This is a genomic window from Chryseobacterium tructae (genome assembly GCF_030409875.1).
In the GTDB taxonomy this organism is placed as follows: Bacteria; Bacteroidota; Bacteroidia; order Flavobacteriales; family Weeksellaceae; genus Chryseobacterium; species Chryseobacterium tructae.
On the sequence record NZ_JAUFQR010000001.1, the window covers coordinates 3,466,776 to 3,490,982 of the forward strand.

Genomic DNA, 24,207 nt, shown 5'->3' on the forward strand with positions numbered 1-24,207 from the left:
ATTTACTTTAGAACCTGACTTTTGAGATACTCTCCCACCCTTAATGCCATCGCAATAATTGTAAGTGCCGGGTTTACGGCACCACTGGAAACAAAGAATCCACCATCCACGATGTACAAGTTTTCCAGATCATGGGCTTTACAATAAGAGTCAACTACTGAGGTTTCCGGGTTATTTCCCATTCTTGTTGTTCCGTTCTGATGGGCAGGTGAAGCAATGTCCATTCCTTTACTGAAGTAGTATCCTTTAAACAGGAAACTTTCAAATTTCCCTGATGCTTTTAAAGCTTTGATTAATTCTGCCTTTAAGAATTCATGCCCTTTCTGGTTATTATCCGTGTAACTAATTTTAATTTGTCCGTTTTCGACCGTTATACGGTTTTCAGGATCCGGTAAATCTTCTGAGGTCAGCCAGAAATCAACGGCATGTTTCGCCATCAAATCAAAGGTAAATCCGGGAGCCGGGATTGGACTGTCTGCTTTAATCTGGTTCTCGTCTGACTTTCCGAGCATCTGGATATGTCCTAAGGGAAATTCATATCCTCTGGCAGCATGGTAAAAATCATTGATCCCGAATGTTTTCCCAAATTTAGTAGGATTGGGTTCTGTATATAAAGCAATCAAAGCTGTATTTTGATGGAACATATAATTTCTTCCTACCTGATCTGAGGAATTGGCAAGCCCCTTAGGAAATTGTTCGCTTTTACTTTCCAAAAGTATTGCAGCTGAATTGATAGCACCCGCTGAAAGAATTATCAGATCTGCTGTCAATGTTTTTGTTCCTTCACCTTGCTCTATAATCACCTCAGTTATTCTATGTCCTGAGCCATCCGTATTGAGTTGTACTACTTTTGCGTTCGTCATCAATTCAACATTGGAATATTCTAATGCTTTTGACAATGCGCAAAGATGTGCATCTCCTTTTCTTTCGGAAGCATCAGGAAAACCATCAAAACGATCTAATGTATAAGGAGCATTAGCCGTGACATGAGGCTCAAAATTAACTCCTATCGGTAATTCAAAAGGATGCAATCCATAATTTGTCAATTCATCAAAAATCTCCTGAATCCTTGGTTCGTGTGGTAATGCAGAGTGAGGATAAGGCTCCGAATCAAACGGTTCTGTAGGATCAGCTCCCCTTTTTCCATGCACATGAAAAAGTTTTTCCGCTTCCAAGTAGTAGTCTTTTAAATCATCATATTGAATAGGCCAGGCAGGTGAAACGCCATCGTAATGCTGAATTACCTGAAAATCTTCTTCTCTTAAACGAAATAAGGCGGCTCCATAAAACTTAGTATTCCCACCCACATTATAATGCATGCCCGGTCGAAAGGCTTTCCCGTGTTTATCCAGCCAAAGATCAGTTGTTGTATACCTGTTTTTCTGAAAGACTTCTATAGAACTCCAATTTTCTTTTTCTACCGGAACATAATCTCCTCTTTCCAGAATGAGTATTTTTTTCCCACTATCTGCTAATTTATAAGCCATAGTAGATCCTCCTGCTCCGGTTCCTATAATGATGATATCGTACATTTTTTTGAATTTGGCGTATCTAATTTAGAGATAAATAAGACAGAACAAGCTTAACAAAATGTTAATTTTCAATCTATTGAACGGATTTTAATATAGCGTTTTTAATACATCTAATGAGATATTTTATCACTCACAGATCAAACAGATTTCGCAGATTTTAATATTGTATCTGAGCAAAAAAGCTCAATTTATATTTAAAAAATTTTCTTATTATCTTTTAATTATTATAGTATAATCTGTATTGTAGACTCTGGTCTTTATATTCATTTGACTTAAAAGGTCTTCGGCATCAAGCCTTATAGTCTTCCAAGACTCATGTGTGTCTAAAAAATCCCAACCCCATATTTCATTAGGAATATCATCCACCTTCTTTTTGAACACTAAAAGTTTTTCTTTAAAAGATTGATCAATTAAATTATTTCTAAACACCGTTTCAAATAAAAGTGGTAAAAAAGCATAGTCAAGCTCTTCATATAACTCTGTCAGTGGATCAATTAAAATAGGAGTCATTTTATCCAACTTTTCTACATTATAAGTATAGAGAATTAATGAATTGATGATATTCGTATAGAAAAAATCTACACGTTCATCATATTCAGCTAATTCTTCACTAGTAAGTCCAAGGTCATTGAATTTATTATCTTCTTTTGACATTCCTTTCTTCTTTAGCTTAATTAAAAATACAATTAATTCCTTAGCTTTTCATTTTTTCATAGGAGATTATAAATATAAATAAGTTTTGTCCAAAGCTCATCAGAATAAGTTTTAAATTTTAAATATGAAAACGGGCTAAAGCCTACTCTTATTGATTTTTATTGATATGATCTTATAAATATTCAATCTATTTCTACTCAAGCTTATTATCCTCTTCTCTATCCAAAAAACTCTAAATGCTATCTGACAGATTCAAATTTCACAAACACTCCATTAAACACCATGTCTATATCGAATTAAATCTATATACTTCACCATAAAGGGTATTATAAAACTTGTTATATTTGTCCGTCAACACAAATAATAAAAAAAATGATCAAGAAAACTTTATTTTTAAGTATTACAGCGATAAGTCTATTAGCATGTAGTAATAACGACGAGAACAACAACACGCCAGAAGCAAGCATTGTCGGTAAATGGCAGCCTTCCAAATATATGGCTTACTCCGGAAAAGACGGCAGTATCATTACAAGTGAATCATCTGATGCAAATGTATGTGATAAAAAAGGATCTCTAGACTTTGTGGCTAATGGAAAACTGCATCAAATTGCCTATTCTGGAAATACAGAAACACAATGCAAAATTGATCTCGAGGCTACCTCGGACTATACCTATGATGCTGTTACTAAAAAAGTTCAGGTGAAACATACTGACGGAACCGTAGAGGTTAATACTTTAAAAAAACTGAATGCTACTGAATTAGAAGCTATTCAGGAACTCACAGATGTGAATGGAGACGGAATAAAAGATGAAATAACGGCCATCTACAAAAGATTATAATTAAGAAAGCCACCTGAGTCAGGTGGCTTTCTTAATCAGGCTCATGTATTGGAATATTGCACCAAAAGCTTTCTCGGCCTGATCTTAAAATTGCCAATAAATATATTCTTATTATAAATTTTGGCTAAAGCCGTTGGAATGTATTTAAAATAGGAAAGCGGGCTAAAGCCCGCTTCTATTGAATTTTATCATTATCATTTTATTTTTATAGAGAATATGGTTTTGCCTTATCTCATTTCTCTATCTAGCAACTATCTTTTAAAAATGTACCTGCTTGATTTCGTCTTCGATCTCTTTAGGGGTTTCATCTTCAGATTTAACGAAGATCATGGTTACTACAGCACCGATTAACATACAAACACCCCCAACAACTACATAATCCATAGCCTGTTTACCAAAAATACCGCTCACAATAGGTCCACCAAACAAACCATTAATAATCTGTGGGATGACAATAAAGAAATTGAATATTCCCATATAAACTCCCATCTTTCTTTGAGGGATCACTTCAATTAACATGGCGTAAGGCATTGCGAGGATACTTGCCCACGCAAATCCTAATCCGATCATTGAAATCCATAAGTTATCAACTTCCTTGATGAAGTACATGGAAATCAATCCTAATCCACCACATAACAGCGCTAAAGCATGGGTTTGTTTTTTACCAATCCATTTCGCAATAGGTGTTAGTAAAAAAGCAAACGGAATTGCCCAAAGATTATACATTCCAAAGAGTTTACCTGTTAAATCCCCAGCATCATTGAACGCTTTTGAATGGGTGTCTTCAGGAGAAAGCCCTAAATGATGGGTCGCTAAGGCACTCGTGGTAAATACCCACATGGTAAATAATGCAAACCATGAGAAAAACTGAACAATTCCCAGATTTTTCATTTGGGTAGGGATGCCAGCAAAGTCTTTGAAAATATCTGAAAATTTAGATTTTTCATGTTCTATTTCTTTACCATCTTCAAACGCTGCAAATTCTTCCGGAGAATACTCTTTAGTAGTAATAATGGTATATAAAATGGATATAATCAGCAATACTGCGCCTACATAAAAAGAATAGATCACATTATCTGCAACGAAACCTTTAGGAGCTACATTGGAAACTCCCAATTTCGTTAACCAATCCGGTAAATAAGAACCAAGTACAGCTCCAAATCCAATGAGAATAGTTTGTACCGAAAACCCGATTGTTCCCTGATGCTTAGGAAGCATATCTCCTACTAAAGCTCTGAAAGGCTCCATCGCCACATTCACGGAAGCATCCATCATCGCGAGGAAAATCACCGCCAGCAATAATGCATTGGCTGCGAACATCTGCGTTACAGAAGCCGCATTAGGAAGCAAAACCAGCCCTATGGCACACAAAATAGCTCCAATCAGGAAATAAGGTTTTCTTCTTCCTAACGGGCTCCAGGTATTGTCACCCATGTGACCGATAATAGGCTGAACAATTAACCCTGTGATGGGTGCTACCAACCAAAACCATGATAATTCGTGAACATCCGCACCTAAATTGGCAAGAATACGGCTTGCATTTCCATTTTGTAATCCGAATGCCATTTGGATCCCAAGGAATCCCATACTCATATTGATAATCTGAGTAAGTGAAAGTTCCGGTTTCATTTTTCCAGCCATCGTTATCTTTATGCTTATTTTGTTTTTAATTCTTTAATCAAAACATCTTCAAGAGCTGTTTTTTCAGCTACCACTTTATCTACAACATCATTGGGAACCGTCATAGAAAGGACATATTGTTTCACTTTCCATTGTCCATTAATCTTTTCTACTACTCCAGAACCACGGCAGATCTTCATTTGGGTATCTAATAGCTCATCAAACCAGGCTAACTTTCCATCTTTACTGAAATGGATATTTCTTTTCAATGCGGTAAAATTCCAAGTTTTCTTTTTATCAAAATGAGGTTTTGCCCAAACCATGAACTCTTTTTTATTCCAGACTTCTGTGGCATCTGTTCCGATAAAGGTAGACTCGTCAGCAAAAAAATTGAAATAGCCCATATAATCAGCTTTTGCCGCAGCTACATTAAAAGCATCAAGCATGGAACCGATCTCTGATCTTTCTTTTTCAAATGTTTTATTTGATTGTGCTGAAACGATTGTAAATCCAAATAGAAGGAGGATCAATGTATGAACAGCTATTAATTTTTTCATAGGTATTATTTATTTTTCAAGTTCAATAATCAATGGTGTTTGGGCTGGGATTGTTAAAGTATTCTGTAGTAGAAATTCTTTTCCTGAAATAACTTCTTTCCCTTTAGAAAATCCTTTTAATGATTCTTCAAAATATTTTAAGTCTAACGTCTGATCCTTTTTATTATTGTTGATGATGACCATTACACTTTCTTTATCATTATATCTGAAATAGGTAAATACCCCATCTTTTGGAACAAAGTTTTTCGTTTTCCCGGTATGAATGACCTCTTTTCCTTTTCTCCAGTTCAGTAATTTCTGGGTAAACTGATAAAATTCTTTTTGTTCAGGAGTTTGAGTTGTCGGATTGAAAGCATTTTGCTGATCAGACTTCCACCCCCCCGGAAAGTCTCTGCGAATATCAGCATCTCCGCCTTTTTCTTTATCTCCTCGCATCCCTACTTCCGATCCATAATAAATTTGTGGAATTCCACGAACTGTTGAGATAAGAGCCAATCCCATTTGTAAACATTCGGATCTGCATTGAAGATTTCATTCCATCTTTCAGTATCGTGATTTTCAAAGAAAACCATCACATTATTGATATCCGGATAAAGGAAATCACTGCTAAAAGAGTCATACAGCTTGATCATTCCAGCATTCCAGCCTTCTTTTTCTTTAAACGCCTTCGGCATGTCTCCAAACAACATAAAATCCATTACAGATGGTAGATTAGAATTGTATCCGGCCGCTTCTCCTGTCTTAGAATTCTTTTGCCAGGCTGAAATTTGTCCTGCGGTATACAACCAAGACTCTCCTACAATATTAAATTTCGGATATTCATCGGTAATGGCTTTGGCCCATTTCGCCATAGCTTCCTTATCATTGTAAGGATAGGTATCTACGCGGAATCCTCCTAATTCTGCATATTCAATCCACCAGATTGCATTTTGGGTTAAATATTTTAAAACTAAAGGATTTTTCTGATTAAGATCCGGCATTGTTTTATCAAACCATCCATCTAATGCATATTTCTTATCAATATCCGAAGCGTTGGGATCAAATTGGGTAGATGTTTTATAATTAGATCTTTTAAAGCCATCTTCTCCTTCTTTGAACCAGTGAATCCAGTCTTTTGTTGGAAGGTCTTTAATCATCCAATGCGAAATACCCCAGTGATTGGTAACGTAATCCATCACCAGTTTCATATTTCTTTTATTGAGTTCCTGGGAAAGTTTTTTGTAATCTTCATTGGTACCATAGCGGGCATCAATTTTATAGAGATCGGTTTGAGCGTATCCGTGATAGGAATAGACTTTTTCATTGTCTTCATTCACTGGTGTTAACCAAACGGCTGTTGCTCCCAGGTTTTGGATATAATCCAGGTTATTCATGATTCCTTTAAGATCTCCACCATGTCTTCCATTGGGTAAGCTACGATCAGATTTTTCTGTTAAACCTGCAACAGAATCATTTTTTTCGTCACCATTGGCAAAACGATCGGGCATAATCAGATACATCACATCCTTTGAAGTATAAGATTCTCTATCTGCGGATCCGGAATTTCTCTGTTTCAATTCATAGATATAGGAACCCAGCTTCTTTTTACCTTTTTGAACATTGATGGTAAACTTCGGAATATTGATTTCATTAGTATTGACCGTTATGAAAACATAGTTTGGATTATCTACTTTTTGGATGTCTTTAATTTGTACACCATCTGATAAACTGATTTCATTGTTGGCAATTTCTTTTCCATAAACAAGAATCTGAAGTTCAGGATTTTTCATTCCCTTCCACCAGAAAGAAGGTTCTACTTTTTCTACTCCTTTTGATTGTGAAAAAGCTATTGAAGCGGCGGATAGGGCAAAAAATGTATATATTTTTCTCATAACTTAATCTTAGTCTTGCATTTAACCATCATTTGTGCACTATAAAACGTCATCAGAAACACTGTTCATTATTTTGATAACCAGCAAGTTACATTAAAAAATACAACAATTTAAGTATGAATGACTTAGCAGCAAATTACGAAAAAATTTTAGAGTTATTACAAAATAATGAACAGAATTATCTTTTATCCATCAATATTTCAGAGTATTTGATTTTTATTATAATTAAACAGATTATCCTCCAATATTTAGGAGTTCATTTTGGAGTAAAACAAAGATATTTCACGATTCAGCACTCTATTTTTTATTAAATTTTCATTAAAACATAGATAAAAGTCAATATTAAATCTAAAAAATTCCCATTTTATCCGTTTAATGCTTAATTTTACAGAAAAAATGTTTGATTTTAGTAAAATGTTTGAAAGTGATGGGCCGGATATTGTTTATCCTTGGGCCATTCCTATGTTTGCGGGTATTATCTTTATAGAGATGGCATATAGCCACTTTAATAAAGAAAAGCTTTATGAAACTAAAGATGTGGCTACTAATGTGCTTTAGCACTTTTAAATTATAGCTTGGATATCATTATGAAAGGTTTCTCCATGCTTGTTATGATGTTCTTTTACTATCATCGTATTTTTGATTGGGAAGTTGGGATATGGTATTGGATTGCAGTATTCTTGGCTCAGGATCTGGCCTACTACGTCCACCATTATGTAGATCATCATTCCCGTGTCTTCTGGGCAGTACATATTACCCATCATAATTCTGATTATTTCAATATTACCACGGGATTCAGAAGCCCTGTATTTCAGCCCTTGTACAGGTATTTATTCTTCTCTCCACTGGCGTTAATAGGATTCCATCCGCTGCATGTTATGGTAGCTTATTCTGCTATTCAGATTTATGGAACTTTTGTACATACACAATCCATCAAAAGCATGGGCTTTCTTGAATACATTCTGGTAACGCCTTCTCATCACCGTGTGCATCATGCTTGTAACATCAAATACCTGGATCGCAATATGGGAATGGGATTGATTATCTGGGATAAAATTTTCGGTACTTTTGAAAAAGAAGATCCTGAAGTACCTGTTAAGTATGGTATTTATCCTAAAATGAAATCCAAAGATCCAGCTACCGTTCTATTTTACGAATGGAGAAGAATAGGAAAAGACTTGAAACAACCAGGACTTTCTTTCAAAGATCGTTTGAAATACCTCTTTTATTCACCAGGATGGAGACATGATGGCACTGGCAAAACAGTGAAACAATTCCAGAGAGAATACAAAGAAAAGATAAAAAATAGACCTTTACCAGCTCAGCCTGAGCAAGCGGAAGCGATGGAAACAAAGGAACCGGAATATACTCCGAATTAGAATATAAAACCCCCAAGCTGCTTAGCTTGGGGGTTTTAATTATGTGCTTATGTATAATTTTATAGTGTTGTCAATCTGACGAAAGAAGAACATCATGTATTTCTCAGATTCTTCATTTCAATTCATTGCATTCAGAATAACAGAGCACAATAGCAAAAAGTTGTATATAGCTATAATTATTAAGATTTTATTCTTTATTACCTATTGACTTTTCTGCAATTCTACTTGCCAGCCAGCTCACATAAAACAATTGAAAACTGTGATACACCATAACCGGAAGCAGAAATAATACGGTCTGATCTTCAGGAATATTCAAAACCAACAGAAAAAGACTTCCGTGAACTAATGATTTTTTTGAGCCACAGAAAGTTACCGTAATGGTATCCTGAGCATTGAGTCCCATTTTCCCGGAAATGAATTTAAGGATATTATATACAGCAAAAAAGAGAAAAACGACACTGAAAGCCAAGATCAAAAACATCACCGGCGGAACTGAATTGAAAATATTTTCTATAAATGCTGTTGAGAAGCTTTCGTAAACAATTAATAAGATGATAAGTTTATCAAACTCTGCAATGATGCTGGCATATTTTGTCACCCATTTTTTGAAAACCGGATTCAATAAAACACCCAGAATAATTGGCAAGAGAACTTTCATCAAAAGCTGCTGCAATACTTCACCATGATCTCCTGAACCTGATTCTGAAGTTAAGAAAAAGCTCATCAAAAGAGGAGTCATCACAATTCCTATCAATCCGGATATAGAGGCATTGAAAATAGCTGAAGTTACATTCCCTTTTGCAATAGACACCATTACTACAGACGATGAAACGGTAGAAGGTAAAGCAGCCAGGAAAAATACAGAAAGCCATATATCATAATATTCGGAACCTTGGACCAAAGGGTAAAAGAGCAATACCAATAAAGGGAAAAGAATAAATGTTCCAGTCTGGATCAGCACATGCAGTTTCCAGTTGGAGATATCTTTTACCACCTCTTTTAAATTCAATTTTAGCCCATACAGTAAAAAGATTGCAGCGATTCCCCAGTCTATAAAGGCTGAAAGATTAAAATATTGATTGTAGGATTTATCAAAAGGAATCAGTTTTGCCATTAAAACCATTCCGATCAAGAGAAGAAGAAAAACGTTTTGTTTATTAAAAATTTTAGCCATCAACATTAAAATAAAGTCTTTTACCAATAAAAAAATCCTTAAAGGTTTTGCCTTTAAGGATTATAAAATTAAGAAATATTTATTTTACCGGTTTGATAGAGATGGCAAAACCACCGCTTCTCACCATTTTAAAATTAATTTTCGATTTGCTGGTAATCTCTTTCTTGTAGATATTATAGCTTTGAGGATTGTCAATATAATCTGCATCTTTTCCATCTTCATAGATTGTAGCCTCATATTTTTTACCTTTATCCAGGAATGAGAAATCTACGGTGTACTCACGTTTGTTTTCGTCAGTAATACCTCCTACAAACCAATTTTCTGTACCTTTTGCTTTTCTGGCAGTGATTACATAATCTCCCGGTTCTGCGGATAGAATTTTCGTATCATCCCAGTCTGCAGCTACATCCTTGATAAATTGGAATGCATCCATATGCTTTTTATAGTTTTCAGGAAGATCCGCTGCCATTTGAAGTGGCATGTACATCGTCACATATAATGCAAGCTGCTTCGCTAATGTAGTTTTTACGAAACGTTGGTCTCCAGGGAAATAATAATCTAATTTCGTTTGGAAAATTCCTGGAGTATAATCCATAGAACCTCCCATCCATCTTGTAAACGGAAGCACCGTCTGATGGTCAGGCTTGTTTCCACCGAATGCTTCATATTCTGTTCCACGTGCTGCTTCAGCAGAGATATAGTTTGGATAGGTACGGCTTTCTCCTGTAGGACGCACAGACTCGTGAGAGTTTATCATGATCTTATAATCATTTGCTTTTTCAGCAATTCTATAGTAATGGTTGATTGTCCATTGAGAATAGTGGTGCTCTCCCCTTGGGATAATATCTCCTACATATCCTGTTTTCACCGCATCATAACCATATTTGTTCATTGTCTGGAAAGCTTTATCAGCCCATCTTTCATAGTTCGTTGCAGAACCAGACGTTTCATGGTGCATGATCAGCTTAATTCCTTTTGAATGTGCATATTCATTCAGCATTTTGATATCAAAATCCGGATAAGGGGTAATGAAATCAAAAACAAACTCTTTAGAATGTCCGAACCAGTCTTCCCAACCAATATTCCAGCCTTCGATCAATAATCCCTGGAATCCATTTTCAGCAGCAAAGTCGATATACTCTTTAACTTTTGTATTGTTTGCTGCGTGTTTTCCATTTGGAGTTAACTTGGTAAAATCTGTTTTATCCAAATGAACATTCTCTGCTGTAGAATACGCCCATTGAGATTTCCCAATGATCATTTCCCACCAACTCCCATGTATTTTGTAGGGTGAATGTAAGATGTATCAGTATATTTTGTAGGCTCGTTCAGGTTAAAGATCATTTTAGAATCCATTACCTCTTCAGCTTTTGGAGCTACGATAATTGTTCTCCAAGGCGTTACTGAAGGAGTCTGGATGTATCCTTTTGCCCCCTGTCTATCAGCTGTTAAGTGGGTCTTGAACTTAAAGTTTTGCGCGTCTACTTCCAGATGTGAAGCCGGATAATCCAATACTGCTGCTTCTGCAACGTTGATGTATAAAGGTGATTTTCCTTCTTTTTTAAGCATTAATGGAGACTGAACTGCATTTTTCACCAAGCTCTGAGAAGCGTTGGCATCATATGCTTTATCCCATTTTGCTGGAATTTCAGAAACTTTTGTTTCCTGATACTGATATTCCTGAGAGTCGTAATCTGCTACGATCCACCAAGCTTTCATATCAGTTGGGAAATCGATTTCAGAATCTTCCTCTCTGATCACGAAATAATTAAGATTTTTCTGTTGTGGAAACTCGTATCTGAATCCAAGCCCATCATTGAACAATCTGAATTTCACCACAATACTTCTGTCTGTAGAAGCCTGATTCAGCGTAAGTGCCAATTCATTGTAGTTATTGATATAATTTTTCTTTTCTCCCAAAACCGGCTGCCAGGTTTCGTTTTTGGAGTCTCTTTTTTCATCTACCTTCGCAAAACCGTTGTTAAGGTCGTATTTTGCGTCTTCTGGTTTGGCAATTTCAGAAGCAAATTTAATGGCTGTGTCTTTAAATAATCTCAATCCCAATTTAGAATCTTCTACTACTACCGCACCGTTGTATTTAAGGTTATAGAAAGGAACTCCATCTTTCAATTGGAAATTCATTTCAAATTTACCGTCCGGTGATTTAAAGATTGTGCTTTCACACCTACAAACATCATTGAGAGCAAGAGTGCTCCAACTGTAATTTTCTTCATAATGACTATTTATTAACTTAAAAAAATAAAGTGCTGCGGTAAAGCAGCACTTTGCTTTATTTTAATTTGATTTTTATTGACTTAAAATACTGGAATTAATGAAAACTCTCCTGTGATGTCATTAAAATAAACATCATAATTAAAATCTTCTTTTACAGGAATATTTCCACCATTAATTTCTGCTACTCCAAAAAACTCTTGAGCAGCTCCCCAGTTAGTACCCCAATCATGATCAGCTCTGAACTTTAGGTCTCCAGCATTTAATGCTACTTTCTTTTTCAACCAGATATGAGGATCAAAAGTTGATTTTTGTAAATCGACATCTGTATTCCAATCTCCTGAAGCTGTTCCAATCATCGAGACTATTGTATAAGCTTTAGTTGGATTAGGTATTGCTACTAATGTGTAGCTTAACGAATTAATATCAATAGTTAGTTTATAATATCCTGCTGTTTCTACCGGAATATTTCCCGAAGAGCCACTTGCGTCCAATGTTCCTGCTGCTCCCATTCCATATTGGAAGTCCCATGATCCAGGTGTTTGATTAGTTTTATTCCACCTTTTGCAAAATATCCGGTATAGGAATATTTCCCTGCTGTAGCGGATTTCTGTAAAGGGTATAATTTAGTATTAGTCGCTACATTATCCCAACCTCCTGCAGTAGCATCACCAATCAGAAAAAGGTCTGTATAATTATATACCGGTCCTAAAATATAGGGAGTTACCTGTAACTTTATTACATTGGAATAAAATTTAGCACCTCCTACTGCCGTCATAAGTCTTACTTCTATTTCATTAACAACATTAGCCGTTCCACCAAGACCTAATATTAGTGCATTCAACTGTTTATTGGTCATGGAAAAAGGAGATGATACAACATCTATTAATTTACTATCTTGGAAATTCTTTCCTTTCATTCCAAATTCTATCTGTTGTGTAGAAACAATAGAAAGATTGAAAGTAGATTTCGCCCATTTAAAGTTTACCGCAGTAACATCTACATTATTTTTGTCTAAAACAATTGTTGTTTTATCCGCAGAAATACTGCTTTGCGAAGTTTCATTAAGAATAGCCTGGTCTTCATCTTTTTCACAAGAAACAAGTCCCATTCCGATAAAAGCTATTGCTAATATTTTAAATATATTTTTCATTTTGAGCAATATTTTAAATTAATAACCAGGATTTTGAATCAAGTTAGGATTCGCTATAATATCTTTTGCAGGGATAGGATAAAGATTTCTGTAATCTTCTACACTTTTCCCATCTTTAACTCCTCCCTTCCAAGGCCATAAATATGAACTAGTAGTAAATTTGTTATAACGAATAAGATCTGTTCTTCTTGTCATTTCCCAACCAAGTTCTCTGCCTCTTTCATCTAATATATAATCAGTATTAATTGAAGCTACTGTCGAAGCTCCCGCACGGGATCTTAAAGCATTTACATATCCAAGAGCAGTAGCTGTATTACCTCCACTTCCACCTCTTAAAGTAGCTTCTGCATACATTAAATAAACATCAGCTAATCTAAATATAGGAATATCCGTATCACAGAAATTTCCTGATTTATCAGATCCTGGTACACCTGTACTTGTCAAGTTTTTATATTTAACAAATGCATAACCATCAGTAAAAACTCCAAGATCATTAATTTCAAGATTTTGTCCATCTGTGTAGAATTTACCTCTCTGATCAGAAGGTGAGCCTGCAAATAGATTCACATAGGCCTTGGTAGTCCTTAAGCCACCCCAACCTCCACTGATACCGAAATCAGAACCGGGCATACTTCCTCCTACACCAGCATGAATAAGATAAGTGGTTCCTCCTGACGTTTGAATATGAACTCCATCAAAAGCAACTGGTAGGATAATTTCTGGATTATTCTTATCATTATCAGCAAGGAATAAATCAGCATATTTTGTTTTCAGAGAATATCCTGCCTGTATTACTTTATTACAATAAGTGATACAATCTGTATAATGATTAGTGCCATTATACACCTGTGAATTAAGATATAGACGAGCTAGTAGAGACCAAGCAGCGGCTTTATCCACCCTACCATAAACATTTGATTTAGCATCTTTCAACTCTCCTGTTACTGCAAGAAGCTCACTTTCAATAAAATTAAAAAGCTCTGCACGAGTGATTCTTTTAGGAGGATTTATTGATCCTGGTAAGTAACTTTCATCTACAAAAGGAACATTACCAAATAGATCTAATGCATAATAATAAGACAATGCCCTTAGGTATCTTGCTTCAGCTCTCATATATTTAGCTTCAGCTAAATTAGTTCCGGTGATATTATTTGATGCTAATTTTTCATCTGTTACATTTCTCAAAAACTCATTACTTGTAGCAATCTGAGTAAAAATTCGATAATAAGCACCTTCTACAAATTCACTAGAGGAATCCCAAGTCATTTTATGGATAGTTTGCAAGGTTCCATCATTCCATGCTATTACCGCTTCATCTGTTGGTAAAGTCTGTAATGTATACAATACTCTTGTATACTGTGAAAAGTTCCCGTCAATCCCATTAATATCTGAGTTTCCACCATTAGCACCCTGTCCTCCATTGGCAAACCACCATATATCTTTGCTAATGCCATAGGATAATTTGCAAAATCTTTAAAAACACTAGCTGAAGTTATATCTGTAATAGGCTCTTGTTCTAAATCACTTACACAAGATGTTACAGTAAGCACGCTAAATAGGGCTGCAACTGCTATTATATTTGTTTTAAATCGTTTCATTTCTCTTAAAATTGATAGTTAAATCCTAAAGAATACACTTTTGGCATCTGATAATACCCGTTGTCAATATTTCCAAATACTTCAGGATCTATTCCTGAATATTTTGTAATTACAAATACATTTTGAAGCATTGCATACACTCTTATATTACTTCCTTTATAAAAAACATCTTTAAAGTTATATCCTGCATTGATATTATCCAACCTTAGGAAAGATGCATTTTCTACAAAAACATCAGAGAAATATTGTGGACTTGAAAACTTATGTTGTGCTGTAGTAGAATATACATTCTGTAGATAATTATTGGTTGTGAGTGATTGAATAGAGCTATTCGCAGCAGCATTATTATATACATAATTACCTAACACAGCCCTTGCACTTAAACCGATATCCCAGTTATTATGAGAAAATTTGGTATTAAAACCTATAATAGCATCAGGTTGTGTTGATTTATAATAATACCTATCATTAACATCAATTTTACCATCTCCATTTCTATCAACATATGCTCCATCTATTGGCTTTCCATTAGTATCAAAAACCTGTTGGAATACATAAAATGCATTAGGTTGATATCCTACAGTATGTGCCTGAATCGTATTATTAACACCTCCTTCAATTCCTCCTACTAAGATTCTGTAGGAAGTATCTGCTCCATTGATAAGTTTAGTAATTTTAGATTTGTAATGAGTTGCATTAAAAGATACTTCCCATGTAGTCTTTTCTTTCTTTATTGGAACAAACGTAACAGAGCCTTCTATCCCTTTCGTTTGCATATTTCCCACATTGAGAAGATTATGATTACTTAAATCACCAGCTGCAATAGGTGCGTCTACAATCAAATCTTTTGTATCTTTCTGGTAGACATCTATGGAACCGGTAATTCTATTATTCGCAAAGCCAAAGTCTATACCTGCATTTTTTGTTGTTGTAATTTCCCAGCTTAAATTTGGATTATAAATTTCTGGTCTCATCATAAAAAAGAACTGATCCCCAAATTGATATTCGGCTCCACTAGCACTTAAATTATAAGCAGCATAAGATGGGTAATTTCTTGGTTTATTTGTATCTAGTGTAGGAAGTTCCTGCTGTCCGGTTTTACCCCAACCTGCTCTCAATTTCAACACATTAATTCCTGTATCTTTAAGAAAGTTTTCTTCATTAATTTTCCAAGCTGCAGAAACTCCCGGAAAATTCCCCCATACATTACTTTTTGTCCCATTATAGAATCTTGAAGAACCATCTCTTCTTATGGAAGCTGAAAGAATATATTTGTTAGCGATTGTAAAAATACCTCTTCCATAAAAGGATAATAATACATTTTTAGTTTCAAAATCATTAGTAAATGAATTTTGTCCCCTTCCTTTAAATGTAGTTGATCCAGGAATAATTGTATGAAAATCCTGATATGAGTAACCAGCAGTAAGATCAACAGTTGTAGAAATAGAATTTATTGTTTTTAAGTAACTTAAATAAGTCTCCAACAATTTATTCTTTTTCTCCATAGTATACTGATTATATGTACCCAAGTCTGTAATACCTGCTCTATAAATAGGACTTACTGTCTTTGCTCCATTACTTTTGGAATAGTCATATCCAGCATTCACATTAACATGTAAATCAGGTAAAAAATGCAACTTATAATCCAATTGGATATTTCCAAGTCCTCTCCATACAGAAGATACATCACGTACACCATTTAATAGCCCTAAGGGGTTAGAAGTACCATTTACATTAAGACCTGTAATTTTATTATTAGAATCCAACCACTCATAGAATCCACCATAGGCCGAATTACCAGAATATATAGGCTGTGTTGGATCAAAATAAGTAGCAGCTTTAATTACTCCACCATCAACAAATCTATTATCTGAAAAAGTTCCCTTAACATTAACATTTACTGTTAAATGATTATCAAAAAACTTAGGATTTAAATTTAAGCCTACGGAAGTCCTTTTAAATGAGTTCGTTTTTACAATACCATTTTGATCATTATATCCAATCGACAAACGGTATGGCAGCCATTTTACTCCCCCGGAAAATGCCAAGTTATTATCTGTTCCCCAAGCAGCTTGATAAATTTGGTTCTGCCAGTTGGTATTGGATGTTCCTAATCTTGCAGCATTAATAGCAACAGATGGATTGGTTTGTGCAAGCTCATTTACAAATGATCTGTATTCATTTGCATTAAGAACATCTACATTTTTCATTTTTGTCGAAACAGAAGCCATTGTTGAAAAATTGACCTTGAATCTCCCGGCAGATCCTTTTTTAGTGGTAATTAAGATAACCCCATTAGAAGCTCTGTTACCATAGATCGCTGTAGCCGAGGCATCTTTAAGAATATCAAAACTTTCAATATCGTTCGGGTTAATCAATGATAATGGATCTGAAGCTCCATTTACTCCTGTAAAATCTTGTGGTACGCCATCAATTACAATAAGTGGGGAGTTTTCACCATTTAAAGAAGAAGTTCCTCTGATTCTAATCTTAGTTCCAGAACCTGGAGCTCCACTATTGTTTGTGATCTGCACTCCTGGAGTCTTTCCCTGGATCAGTTGTCCTGCAGAAGTTGCTCCTCCATTAAAATCTTTAGCCGTAACTGAAGTAATAGATCCTGTTAAATCTGTTTTCTTCTGTTTACCATATCCGATCAATACAACTTCGTCGATTTTCTTTTCCTGAGGAATAGAATCTTTTGTCTGCGCGTGCATTACTGTACTTGCCAGTAAAAAAGCGGGCGCTATTTTTAATACCGTTGTAAAATTCTTCACAATTTTATTTTTATAGTTTCGTTTTTCAATCTATTTCTGGCCTGAAGCCAGTCTTGCAATTTAAAAAAAAATTAGAATTATTATAATTTTAATATAAATTATGATAAAATTATGTATATTACGAAACCGTTTTTAGTTAAAATTTTACCTATCAATATTTTACACGATAGTATGCTATGCATAATATTTACTTTAGATTAACAAAAAGTTAAACATTCGTTTAACTTAATTTCATATTCAAGCTCGGAAAATGACAACATTCATCATAATAACTCCACAAAGAGCGGTATTCAAGAGATAATCCTTATCTTTGTAGTCAAAACTTTACTATAAATGTCAAACAGAAAGATGATTACGGCAGCTTTGCCTTATGCAAACGGTCCGGTTCATATAGGGCATTTGGCAGGTGTTTATATTCCTGCGGATGTTTACGCAAGATTTCAGAGAAGATTAGGAAAAGATGTAGCGTTTATCTGTGGTTCAGATGAGCACGGTATTCCTATTACCATAAGAGCTAAAAAAGAAGGAGTTACGCCTCAGGATATTGTAGACAAGTATCACGGGATTATTAAGAAATCTTTTGCTGATTTGGGAATTTCATTTGATGAGTATTCAAGAACCACTTCCCCAAAGCATTATGAAACCAGTCAGGATTTCTTTAAAGTTCTTTACGAAAAAGGAAAATTTACTGAAGAAGTTTCTGAACAGTATTTTGATGAGCAGGCAGGAGAATTCCTTGCAGATCGTTATATTGTAGGAACTTGTCCGAACTGTGGTAACGAGAATGCTTATGGAGATCAGTGTGAGAAGTGTGGTTCTACCCTTTCTCCGTCAGAATTGATCAATCCGAAATCAATGCTTAGTGGAAATGTTCCTATTCTTAAAGATACAAAGAACTGGTATTTACCTCTTAATGAATACGAAGACTTCTTGAACGAATGGATCATTGAAGGTCATAAAGATGACTGGAAACCTAATGTATATGGCCAGGTTAAATCATGGTTAAATGATGGTCTGAAACCACGTGCCATGACCAGAGACCTAAATTGGGGTGTTCCGGTTCCACTTCCAAACGCAGAAGGAAAAGTTCTTTATGTTTGGTTTGATGCTCCAATTGGATATATTTCATTCACCAAAGAATGGGCTGAGAAACGGAAAAGACTGGAAAGATTACTGGCAAAATGAAAACAGTGACCTGGTACACTTTATCGGAAAGGATAATATCGTATTCCACTGTATTATCTTCCCAGCCATGATGAAAGCTCACGGAGATTATATTATGCCTAAAAATGTACCTGCTTTTGAATTCCTGAACCTTGAGAATGATAAAATCTCTACTTCAAGAAACTGGGCAGTATGGGCACATGAATATGTAGAAGACTTCCCTGGACAACAGGACGTTTTAAGATACGCATTGCTTTCATCGGCTCCTGAAACTAAGGATAATAACTTTACATGGAAAGATTTCCAGACGAAGAATAATTCTGAATTGGTAAACAAATTTGGTAATTTTATTAATAGAGTTATTTCCTTCACAAATAAGAATTTTGAAGGAAAAGTTCCAGATGGGATCTTAGATGAAACAAGCAAAGCTGCAATGAAAACAGCAATTGAAGATGTTAAAAATTACCTTGAAAAATATGAGTTTAGAAATGCTTTAAATGCATTTATGGGCTTAGTAGACTATGGTAATTTATATCTTCAGAACGCAGAACCTTGGAAAACTATTAAAAATGATCCAAAAGAAGCTGCACAATCTTTATTTGTAGGAGCTCAAATTGCAGCAGTAATAGCACAGCTATGTGAACCATTTATGCCATTCTCTGCAGAAAAACTATTTGAATATTTCAATATTGAGAAAAAGAACTGGAACGATTTAGAAAACACTGAAATTCATATCGCAATTGGACATAAAATTGAGGAAGCTCCTCTGTTATTCAATAAGGTTGAAGACAATGTCATTGAAGCTCAGATTCAAAAGCTGGAAGACACCAAACAAAGCAATAAGAAAACCAACCCTAACGCTAATCCAATGAAAGAAGAAATCACTTTTGATGATTTTACTAAAATAGATCTTAGAACAGCAACCATTTTAGAAGCTGAAAAAGTAGAAAAAGCAGATAAATTACTGAAACTGACTGTTGATACAGGAGTAGATGTAAGAACTGTGGTTTCAGGAATTGCAGAAAGCTTCACTCCTGAAGAGATAGTAGGAAAACAAGTAATGATCTTACTAAACCTTGCTCCAAGAAAGATCAGAGGTATTGAATCTCAAGGAATGTTGTTATTAACGACTAAACCAGATGGTAAATTATCTTTCGTAACACCGGATGACAGTAATGTCGAAAACGGTATTGAGATCGGATAATTATCTCTTATTATAAAGATTAAAGGCTGTTTCTATAAGAAGCAGCCTTTCTTTTTGATGATAGCGTTATTGATATAAAATATTCTCTCGCAGATATAACAGATTTCGCAGATCGTTCCAAAATAAGTTTTGGCTAAAGCCAATCAGATAAGGTAAAAAAATAAAGCGGGCTAAAGCCCGCTTTTATTAAATTGCATTAAAGCATTTTATTTTTTAGTCAGTTTTGCTAAGTAAGAATCTTCATCCTTCAAAACATTTTCTATCTTAAATCCATTGTTCTCAGCCGCATTTTTTAAGGTATTGAAATCAAGATACAGCCATGTGATCGGTTTTTCAGATTCTCCTTTATAATGAACAATATATTCAAGTTCTCCGTAATATCCACCGGCAGGAATATATACTCCGCCGTCTTTATCACGGTCAAACATATAAAGAATATCTGTACTATCGATCAGGATCTGGCCTCCTTCATTCAGTAATGCTCCTAATTTTTGAAGATAAGTATCAATCTTAGATAATCCTTCAAAAATTCCGGTACCATTCATTAATAACAAAACAGTATCAAACGTTTCTCCTGAAAAATCAAGAATATTTGTACAAACGGCCTTCTTAATTCCTCTTAATTGACAAACCTCAACAGATTTGGGTGAAATATCCAAAGCTGTAACCTCAAGATCAGCTTCATCCTGAAGATACAAAGCATGCGAACCGGCTCCGGCACCAATATCCAAAACTTTCCCTTTGGAGAGTTGCAATGCTTTCTGCTCAATGTCATTCATTTCTTCAAAATCCCTGAACAAATAGTCTACAGGTAGTTCATCCAGTTCAGAAATTGACGTTTCAGTCTGCAGGTCTGCAGGATTCTCGTCATGATAAAAATCCCAGATGGCTTGGCCCATTAAATCTTTCATAGTGGCAAAGATACGGGTTCGGGGTTCAATGTTCAAAGTTTTTGATTGAATGTTACGAGTTGCGGGGTTCTTTTGTTGCTAGTTCTTTTTTGTTGCTGGTTAGTTAGTTAATGATGAATCTTGATTAATAATTTTACATTAAAAAAATCAGTATTGACATCTACAAACCTCATCCCTATTTCATGGGATATTTCCCTAACCCCTACAACCTACCGTCTTCTACCTATTCTATTGAATCTTTTTCTTCGTGTCGGTCTGCCTGTGACTCATTTTCTGCTTTACCTGCTTTCCAATAAGAAAATGCGTAGAGTTCTTTGGATGTCCAATTCTTTTCTTTTCGAAGATAGGTACGGATTTCTTTAACGCTGGAAAATTCACATGCTACATATCCGAATTTTGAAGTTTCAGGAATCTCAATACTCTTTATTACATCTGCAATTTCACTGCTGATTTGAGGTTGAGAATTGTGAAGCCATTTAAACTCAATATCCGCTTTGGTTTCCAGAATCTGCTCATCTTCTTTTCCATGAACCTCAATAATACAGATTCCCTTTGCCGTTTCCGGAAGGGTTTCTAAAATGGCACTCAAAACAGGAATTGCAGTAGCATCACCCGCTAATAAATACCATTCCGCTTCAGGATACAGCTCTTTTCCATCCAGGCGCATCATAACACCAAGTTTTCCCCCTGCTTCTGCTTCTCTTGCCCATTTTGAGGCCGGCCCGCCGTCTCCGTGATCTGCAAAATCTATGAACACTTCATTCTTTTCCAGATCAATCCCCCTATGGGTATATGTTCTGATAGACGGAGCCACTTCTTTGGGTGGATATACCCATTCATCATTTTCTATCGTCGGAAAATGTACTTCGTTTAATCCAACCGGAGGAATAGCAATTTTATTATTATCTCCTATTGTGGTATTTTTAAACAAATGAACTTCAGGAGAATACAGATACACTCTGATAAAATGGTCAGTGATGTATTCTTTTCTGGTTACTTCGGCAATGAACTGCCCTGTTGAAATTTGAGCCATAACTGAAATGTTTTTAAAATTAAAATCCGGCTTCCGATCAATATCAGAAACCGGATTTGTAGAAAGTATTTGATCTAGATTAAAGCATTATTACCTTAATCTTATTTTTTTAAAATTCAAAGGTATAAGACAGATTAAATGTTCTGCCTCTTCCTTTATAATTAAACAGATCCGGAATTCCATAGCTTGAATATAAAACCTGTGAACGCTTGCTCCAGATGGTCTGATAATCTGTATTAAACAGGTTCTGAATCCCAAGGTTGAATTTTCCAAAGTTGAATCTGTAGCCTATCATAAGGTCAGAGGTATTGTACCCCTCCACTACATTCTTAAGCTCGTCCGTTTGTTTAAAATTCTGTAACGACTGGAATCTGAATGACCAGTTTTTTACATTATATCCAATATACGTCACCAATTTTGACGGTGAAGCATTGTATATTTCCTGTTTCTGCCATTCTCCTTTGTTGTCTACCTCAGATTTAATCAATAATCCGCTTGCTCCGAAATACACTCCGTTGTTCATGGAATAGGAAATCTCAGCTTCAATTCCCATATTTCTTAATTTCAGATCGTTAACAAGAATCTGGAATGTATTTTTATCTACCGCTACAGTTTTGTCAGAATTACTTAAGAATCCGGCAACCTGTGCTCTCAATCCACCTTTATTAATACGGTATCCTACTTCAAACTGATTGGTTTTGATGGCCTGTAAAGGCTGCTCTTTGACATTGATACTGGAAACTACATCCCAATGGGTTCCGTTCAGTTTATAGGTTCCTATTCCATAATATTTAGCAGGATCTGCTAAGCTTGCCCCTTGGGAAAATGTTCCCCATACCTGGTGCTGCTCACTGATTTTATACAGTAATCCAGCATTGGCTAATGTGACGTTATACGAGCTTTCTCCTCCCGGAATGGCTGAAGCAGAGGTTCCATATCCCATAGCAATCTGTGTCTGTTGTACAGATCCTACAAAATCATCCATTTTCACATTGATATGCTGGTAACGAACTCCTGCATTAAGCTGCAACTTAGGAATGATATTATATTTTGCCTGTACATATCCTGCATAACTTTGTGAATGGTTGGTAGGATATCTTCCCAATCTATATTGAGTTTCATTGATTAATCCACCACTTGACATTGTTTTGGTAATGTCATACACCGACTGAGTTCCTTCAAATTTTTCAAAATCTATATCTGCTCCATAAGTAACATTCAACCCTTTCCATGATTTTGATAATAGAGCTTTAATCCCTGAATAATAAGTATCTTGTTGTGAGGAAGACATATAAGCCATACTCCCTTTTTCCAGCTTTACATTTCCAGGAAAAGGATAGAATCCTAATTTCTCACCCCTCGTCGCAAGCTGAACGTATAGATCCTGCCCGCCCAGAATATTATTTCCATTATAGGCTAATGTTGCCATATAACGCTCTGTTCCTACATTTTTATCGGAAGAAAAGCCATCCCTCATTTGTAATAAGCTTCCGTCTTTCTTTGTAAAAGCGTTTAGGTTTTCCCCTAAATACAAACTTCTATCGCCATTGAATTTAGAATTATAATATTGAACAGAGGCTGTTATTTTATGCTTATTATTGAACTGATAACCTCCGGTCGCCAGGATGTCAATCGATTGGTTGTACTGAAGATCGGTTTGGGTAATGTCTGTAAACAGCTGCTTCTGATCAGCTCCATATACTCCACCATTCTGTTGATAGGCAACTCCCAGCCTTCCAAAGAACTTCTCTCCTTTTCCTGCAATAGATTGTGCTGCACGGAAATCATGGTCATCTTTCCCCATAAATCCTGTACGCACACCCAATTCAGTTTCTCCACTGATTCCTTTTTTGGAAGGTGTTTTAGTAATAATATTAATGATCCCACCGGTTGCATTTCCACCATAAATTGAACTTGCCCCGGAAAGGACTTCAATTCTTTCAATATTAAACGGATCAATGGCATCCAGCTGCCGGCTGATTGCACGGATACTGTTTAAAGAAACCCCGTCTATCATCACCAAGGCAGAACGTCCTCTCATGTTTTGACCATAGTTTGTTCGCCCTTGTGGGCCAATATCCATACTTGGAATTAAAATGGACAACATTTCCTTAATGGGAACTCCACTTTTGGCCTGTTCCTGGATCTTTTCTTTCTGAACTACCCAAACGGTACCGGGAATTTCAGATATTTTGGTAGGTTTCCTTGATGCTACGATGACAACATCTTCTATACCTTTAGAGGCTATAGAGTCTTTAACTGTTTGGGAAAATAGTAATCCCGATGCTAATAGACCTATGAATGCATACTGCTTTTTCATTCCTTCAAATCAAAGTTTTATAATCGGGCAAAGATAAACCTTATTTAGAACTAATAAAAATAATAAAAGATGAAATTTTCCTTTTTTTAAAGATGGAAGCTGGAAGAAAGGAGGATGGAAGTTATTTATGTCATCAGTATAGCTATAACTACTTTTCAATAATTTTCTTACATTGAGCAACAGTCTTTAAC

Annotated in this window: 14 protein-coding genes and 4 pseudogenes; 4 read left to right on the top strand and 14 right to left on the bottom strand. The window is 35.5% G+C overall.

Features of this window, described 5'->3' with window-relative positions; genetic code table 11:
- Positions 1–2: 2 nt before the first annotated feature.
- A complete protein-coding gene (locus QWZ06_RS17270; protein ID WP_290299899.1) occupies positions 3–1,532 on the bottom strand; it encodes a GMC oxidoreductase in 1,530 nt (509 codons plus the stop codon).
- 210 nt (positions 1,533–1,742) lie between these two features.
- Positions 1,743–2,186, bottom strand: coding sequence for a hypothetical protein (locus QWZ06_RS17275; protein WP_290299901.1), 444 nt, complete (start codon positions 2,184–2,186; stop codon positions 1,743–1,745).
- 372 nt (positions 2,187–2,558) lie between these two features.
- On the opposite strand from QWZ06_RS17275, the gene QWZ06_RS17280 reads away from it, so the two are divergent.
- Positions 2,559–3,026 carry a lipocalin family protein gene (locus tag QWZ06_RS17280; protein ID WP_290299903.1) on the top strand — a complete coding sequence of 156 codons (468 nt, stop codon included), beginning with the start codon at positions 2,559–2,561 and terminating at the stop codon, positions 3,024–3,026.
- 258 nt (positions 3,027–3,284) lie between these two features.
- Here QWZ06_RS17280 and QWZ06_RS17285 read toward each other — a convergent pair whose 3' ends face one another.
- From QWZ06_RS17285 to QWZ06_RS17295, 3 genes and pseudogenes are all read right to left on the bottom strand, one after another.
- Positions 3,285–4,667 (bottom strand): MFS transporter, encoded by a 1,383-nt coding sequence (locus QWZ06_RS17285; protein ID WP_290299905.1) that lies wholly within the window; start codon positions 4,665–4,667, stop codon positions 3,285–3,287.
- Positions 4,668–4,681: 14 nt separating this feature from the next.
- A complete protein-coding gene (locus QWZ06_RS17290; RefSeq protein ID WP_290299906.1) occupies positions 4,682–5,203 on the bottom strand; it encodes a nuclear transport factor 2 family protein in 522 nt (173 codons plus the stop codon).
- A 9-nt stretch (positions 5,204–5,212) separates the two neighbouring features.
- Positions 5,213–7,074, bottom strand: a pseudogene (locus QWZ06_RS17295) (glycoside hydrolase family 13 protein).
- Positions 7,075–7,470: 396 nt separating this feature from the next.
- Here QWZ06_RS17295 and QWZ06_RS27945 point away from each other — a divergent pair.
- Positions 7,471–7,632 (top strand): hypothetical protein, encoded by a 162-nt coding sequence (locus tag QWZ06_RS27945; RefSeq protein WP_353959985.1) that lies wholly within the window; start codon positions 7,471–7,473, stop codon positions 7,630–7,632.
- Positions 7,633–7,649: 17 nt separating this feature from the next.
- Positions 7,650–8,453 (top strand): sterol desaturase family protein, encoded by an 804-nt coding sequence (locus QWZ06_RS17300; RefSeq protein WP_353959986.1) that lies wholly within the window; start codon positions 7,650–7,652, stop codon positions 8,451–8,453.
- A gap of 187 nt (positions 8,454–8,640) precedes the next feature.
- Here QWZ06_RS17300 and QWZ06_RS17305 read toward each other — a convergent pair whose 3' ends face one another.
- The 6 genes and pseudogenes from QWZ06_RS17305 to QWZ06_RS17330 form a co-directional block, all read right to left on the bottom strand.
- Entirely contained in the window at positions 8,641–9,627 is a 987-nt protein-coding gene (locus QWZ06_RS17305) for a bile acid:sodium symporter family protein (protein ID WP_290299908.1), read from the bottom strand.
- Positions 9,628–9,706: 79 nt separating this feature from the next.
- Positions 9,707–11,861 (bottom strand): annotated as a pseudogene (locus QWZ06_RS17310) (glycoside hydrolase family 97 protein).
- An 81-nt stretch (positions 11,862–11,942) separates the two neighbouring features.
- Entirely contained in the window at positions 11,943–12,371 is a 429-nt protein-coding gene (locus QWZ06_RS17315) for a SusF/SusE family carbohydrate-binding protein (RefSeq protein ID WP_290299910.1), read from the bottom strand.
- The gene (locus QWZ06_RS17320) at positions 12,317–13,012 is read right to left on the bottom strand and encodes a SusE domain-containing protein (protein WP_290299911.1); all 696 of its coding nucleotides are present in this window, start codon (positions 13,010–13,012) and stop codon (positions 12,317–12,319) included. The genes QWZ06_RS17315 and QWZ06_RS17320 overlap by 55 nt, the downstream gene beginning before the upstream one ends.
- A gap of 18 nt (positions 13,013–13,030) precedes the next feature.
- Positions 13,031–14,610 (bottom strand): annotated as a pseudogene (locus QWZ06_RS17325) (RagB/SusD family nutrient uptake outer membrane protein).
- Positions 14,611–14,615: 5 nt separating this feature from the next.
- Positions 14,616–17,384: a SusC/RagA family TonB-linked outer membrane protein gene (locus tag QWZ06_RS17330; protein ID WP_290299913.1), complete on the bottom strand. Its 2,769-nt coding sequence runs from the start codon at positions 17,382–17,384 to the stop codon at positions 14,616–14,618.
- 333 nt (positions 17,385–17,717) lie between these two features.
- On the opposite strand from QWZ06_RS17330, the pseudogene metG reads away from it, so the two are divergent.
- A pseudogene (gene metG / locus QWZ06_RS17335) lies at positions 17,718–19,752 on the top strand (methionine--tRNA ligase).
- A gap of 206 nt (positions 19,753–19,958) precedes the next feature.
- Here metG and QWZ06_RS17340 read toward each other — a convergent pair.
- The 3 genes from QWZ06_RS17340 to QWZ06_RS17350 form a co-directional block, all read right to left on the bottom strand.
- Positions 19,959–20,663, bottom strand: a complete 705-nt coding sequence (locus tag QWZ06_RS17340; protein ID WP_290299914.1) for a class I SAM-dependent methyltransferase — start codon at positions 20,661–20,663, stop codon at positions 19,959–19,961.
- A 223-nt stretch (positions 20,664–20,886) separates the two neighbouring features.
- Complete coding sequence (locus tag QWZ06_RS17345; RefSeq protein ID WP_290299916.1) at positions 20,887–21,696, bottom strand: siderophore-interacting protein; 810 nt, start codon at positions 21,694–21,696, stop codon at positions 20,887–20,889.
- Positions 21,697–21,805: 109 nt separating this feature from the next.
- Entirely contained in the window at positions 21,806–24,016 is a 2,211-nt protein-coding gene (locus QWZ06_RS17350; protein ID WP_290299917.1) for a TonB-dependent receptor, read from the bottom strand.
- Positions 24,017–24,207: the final 191 nt, after the last annotated feature.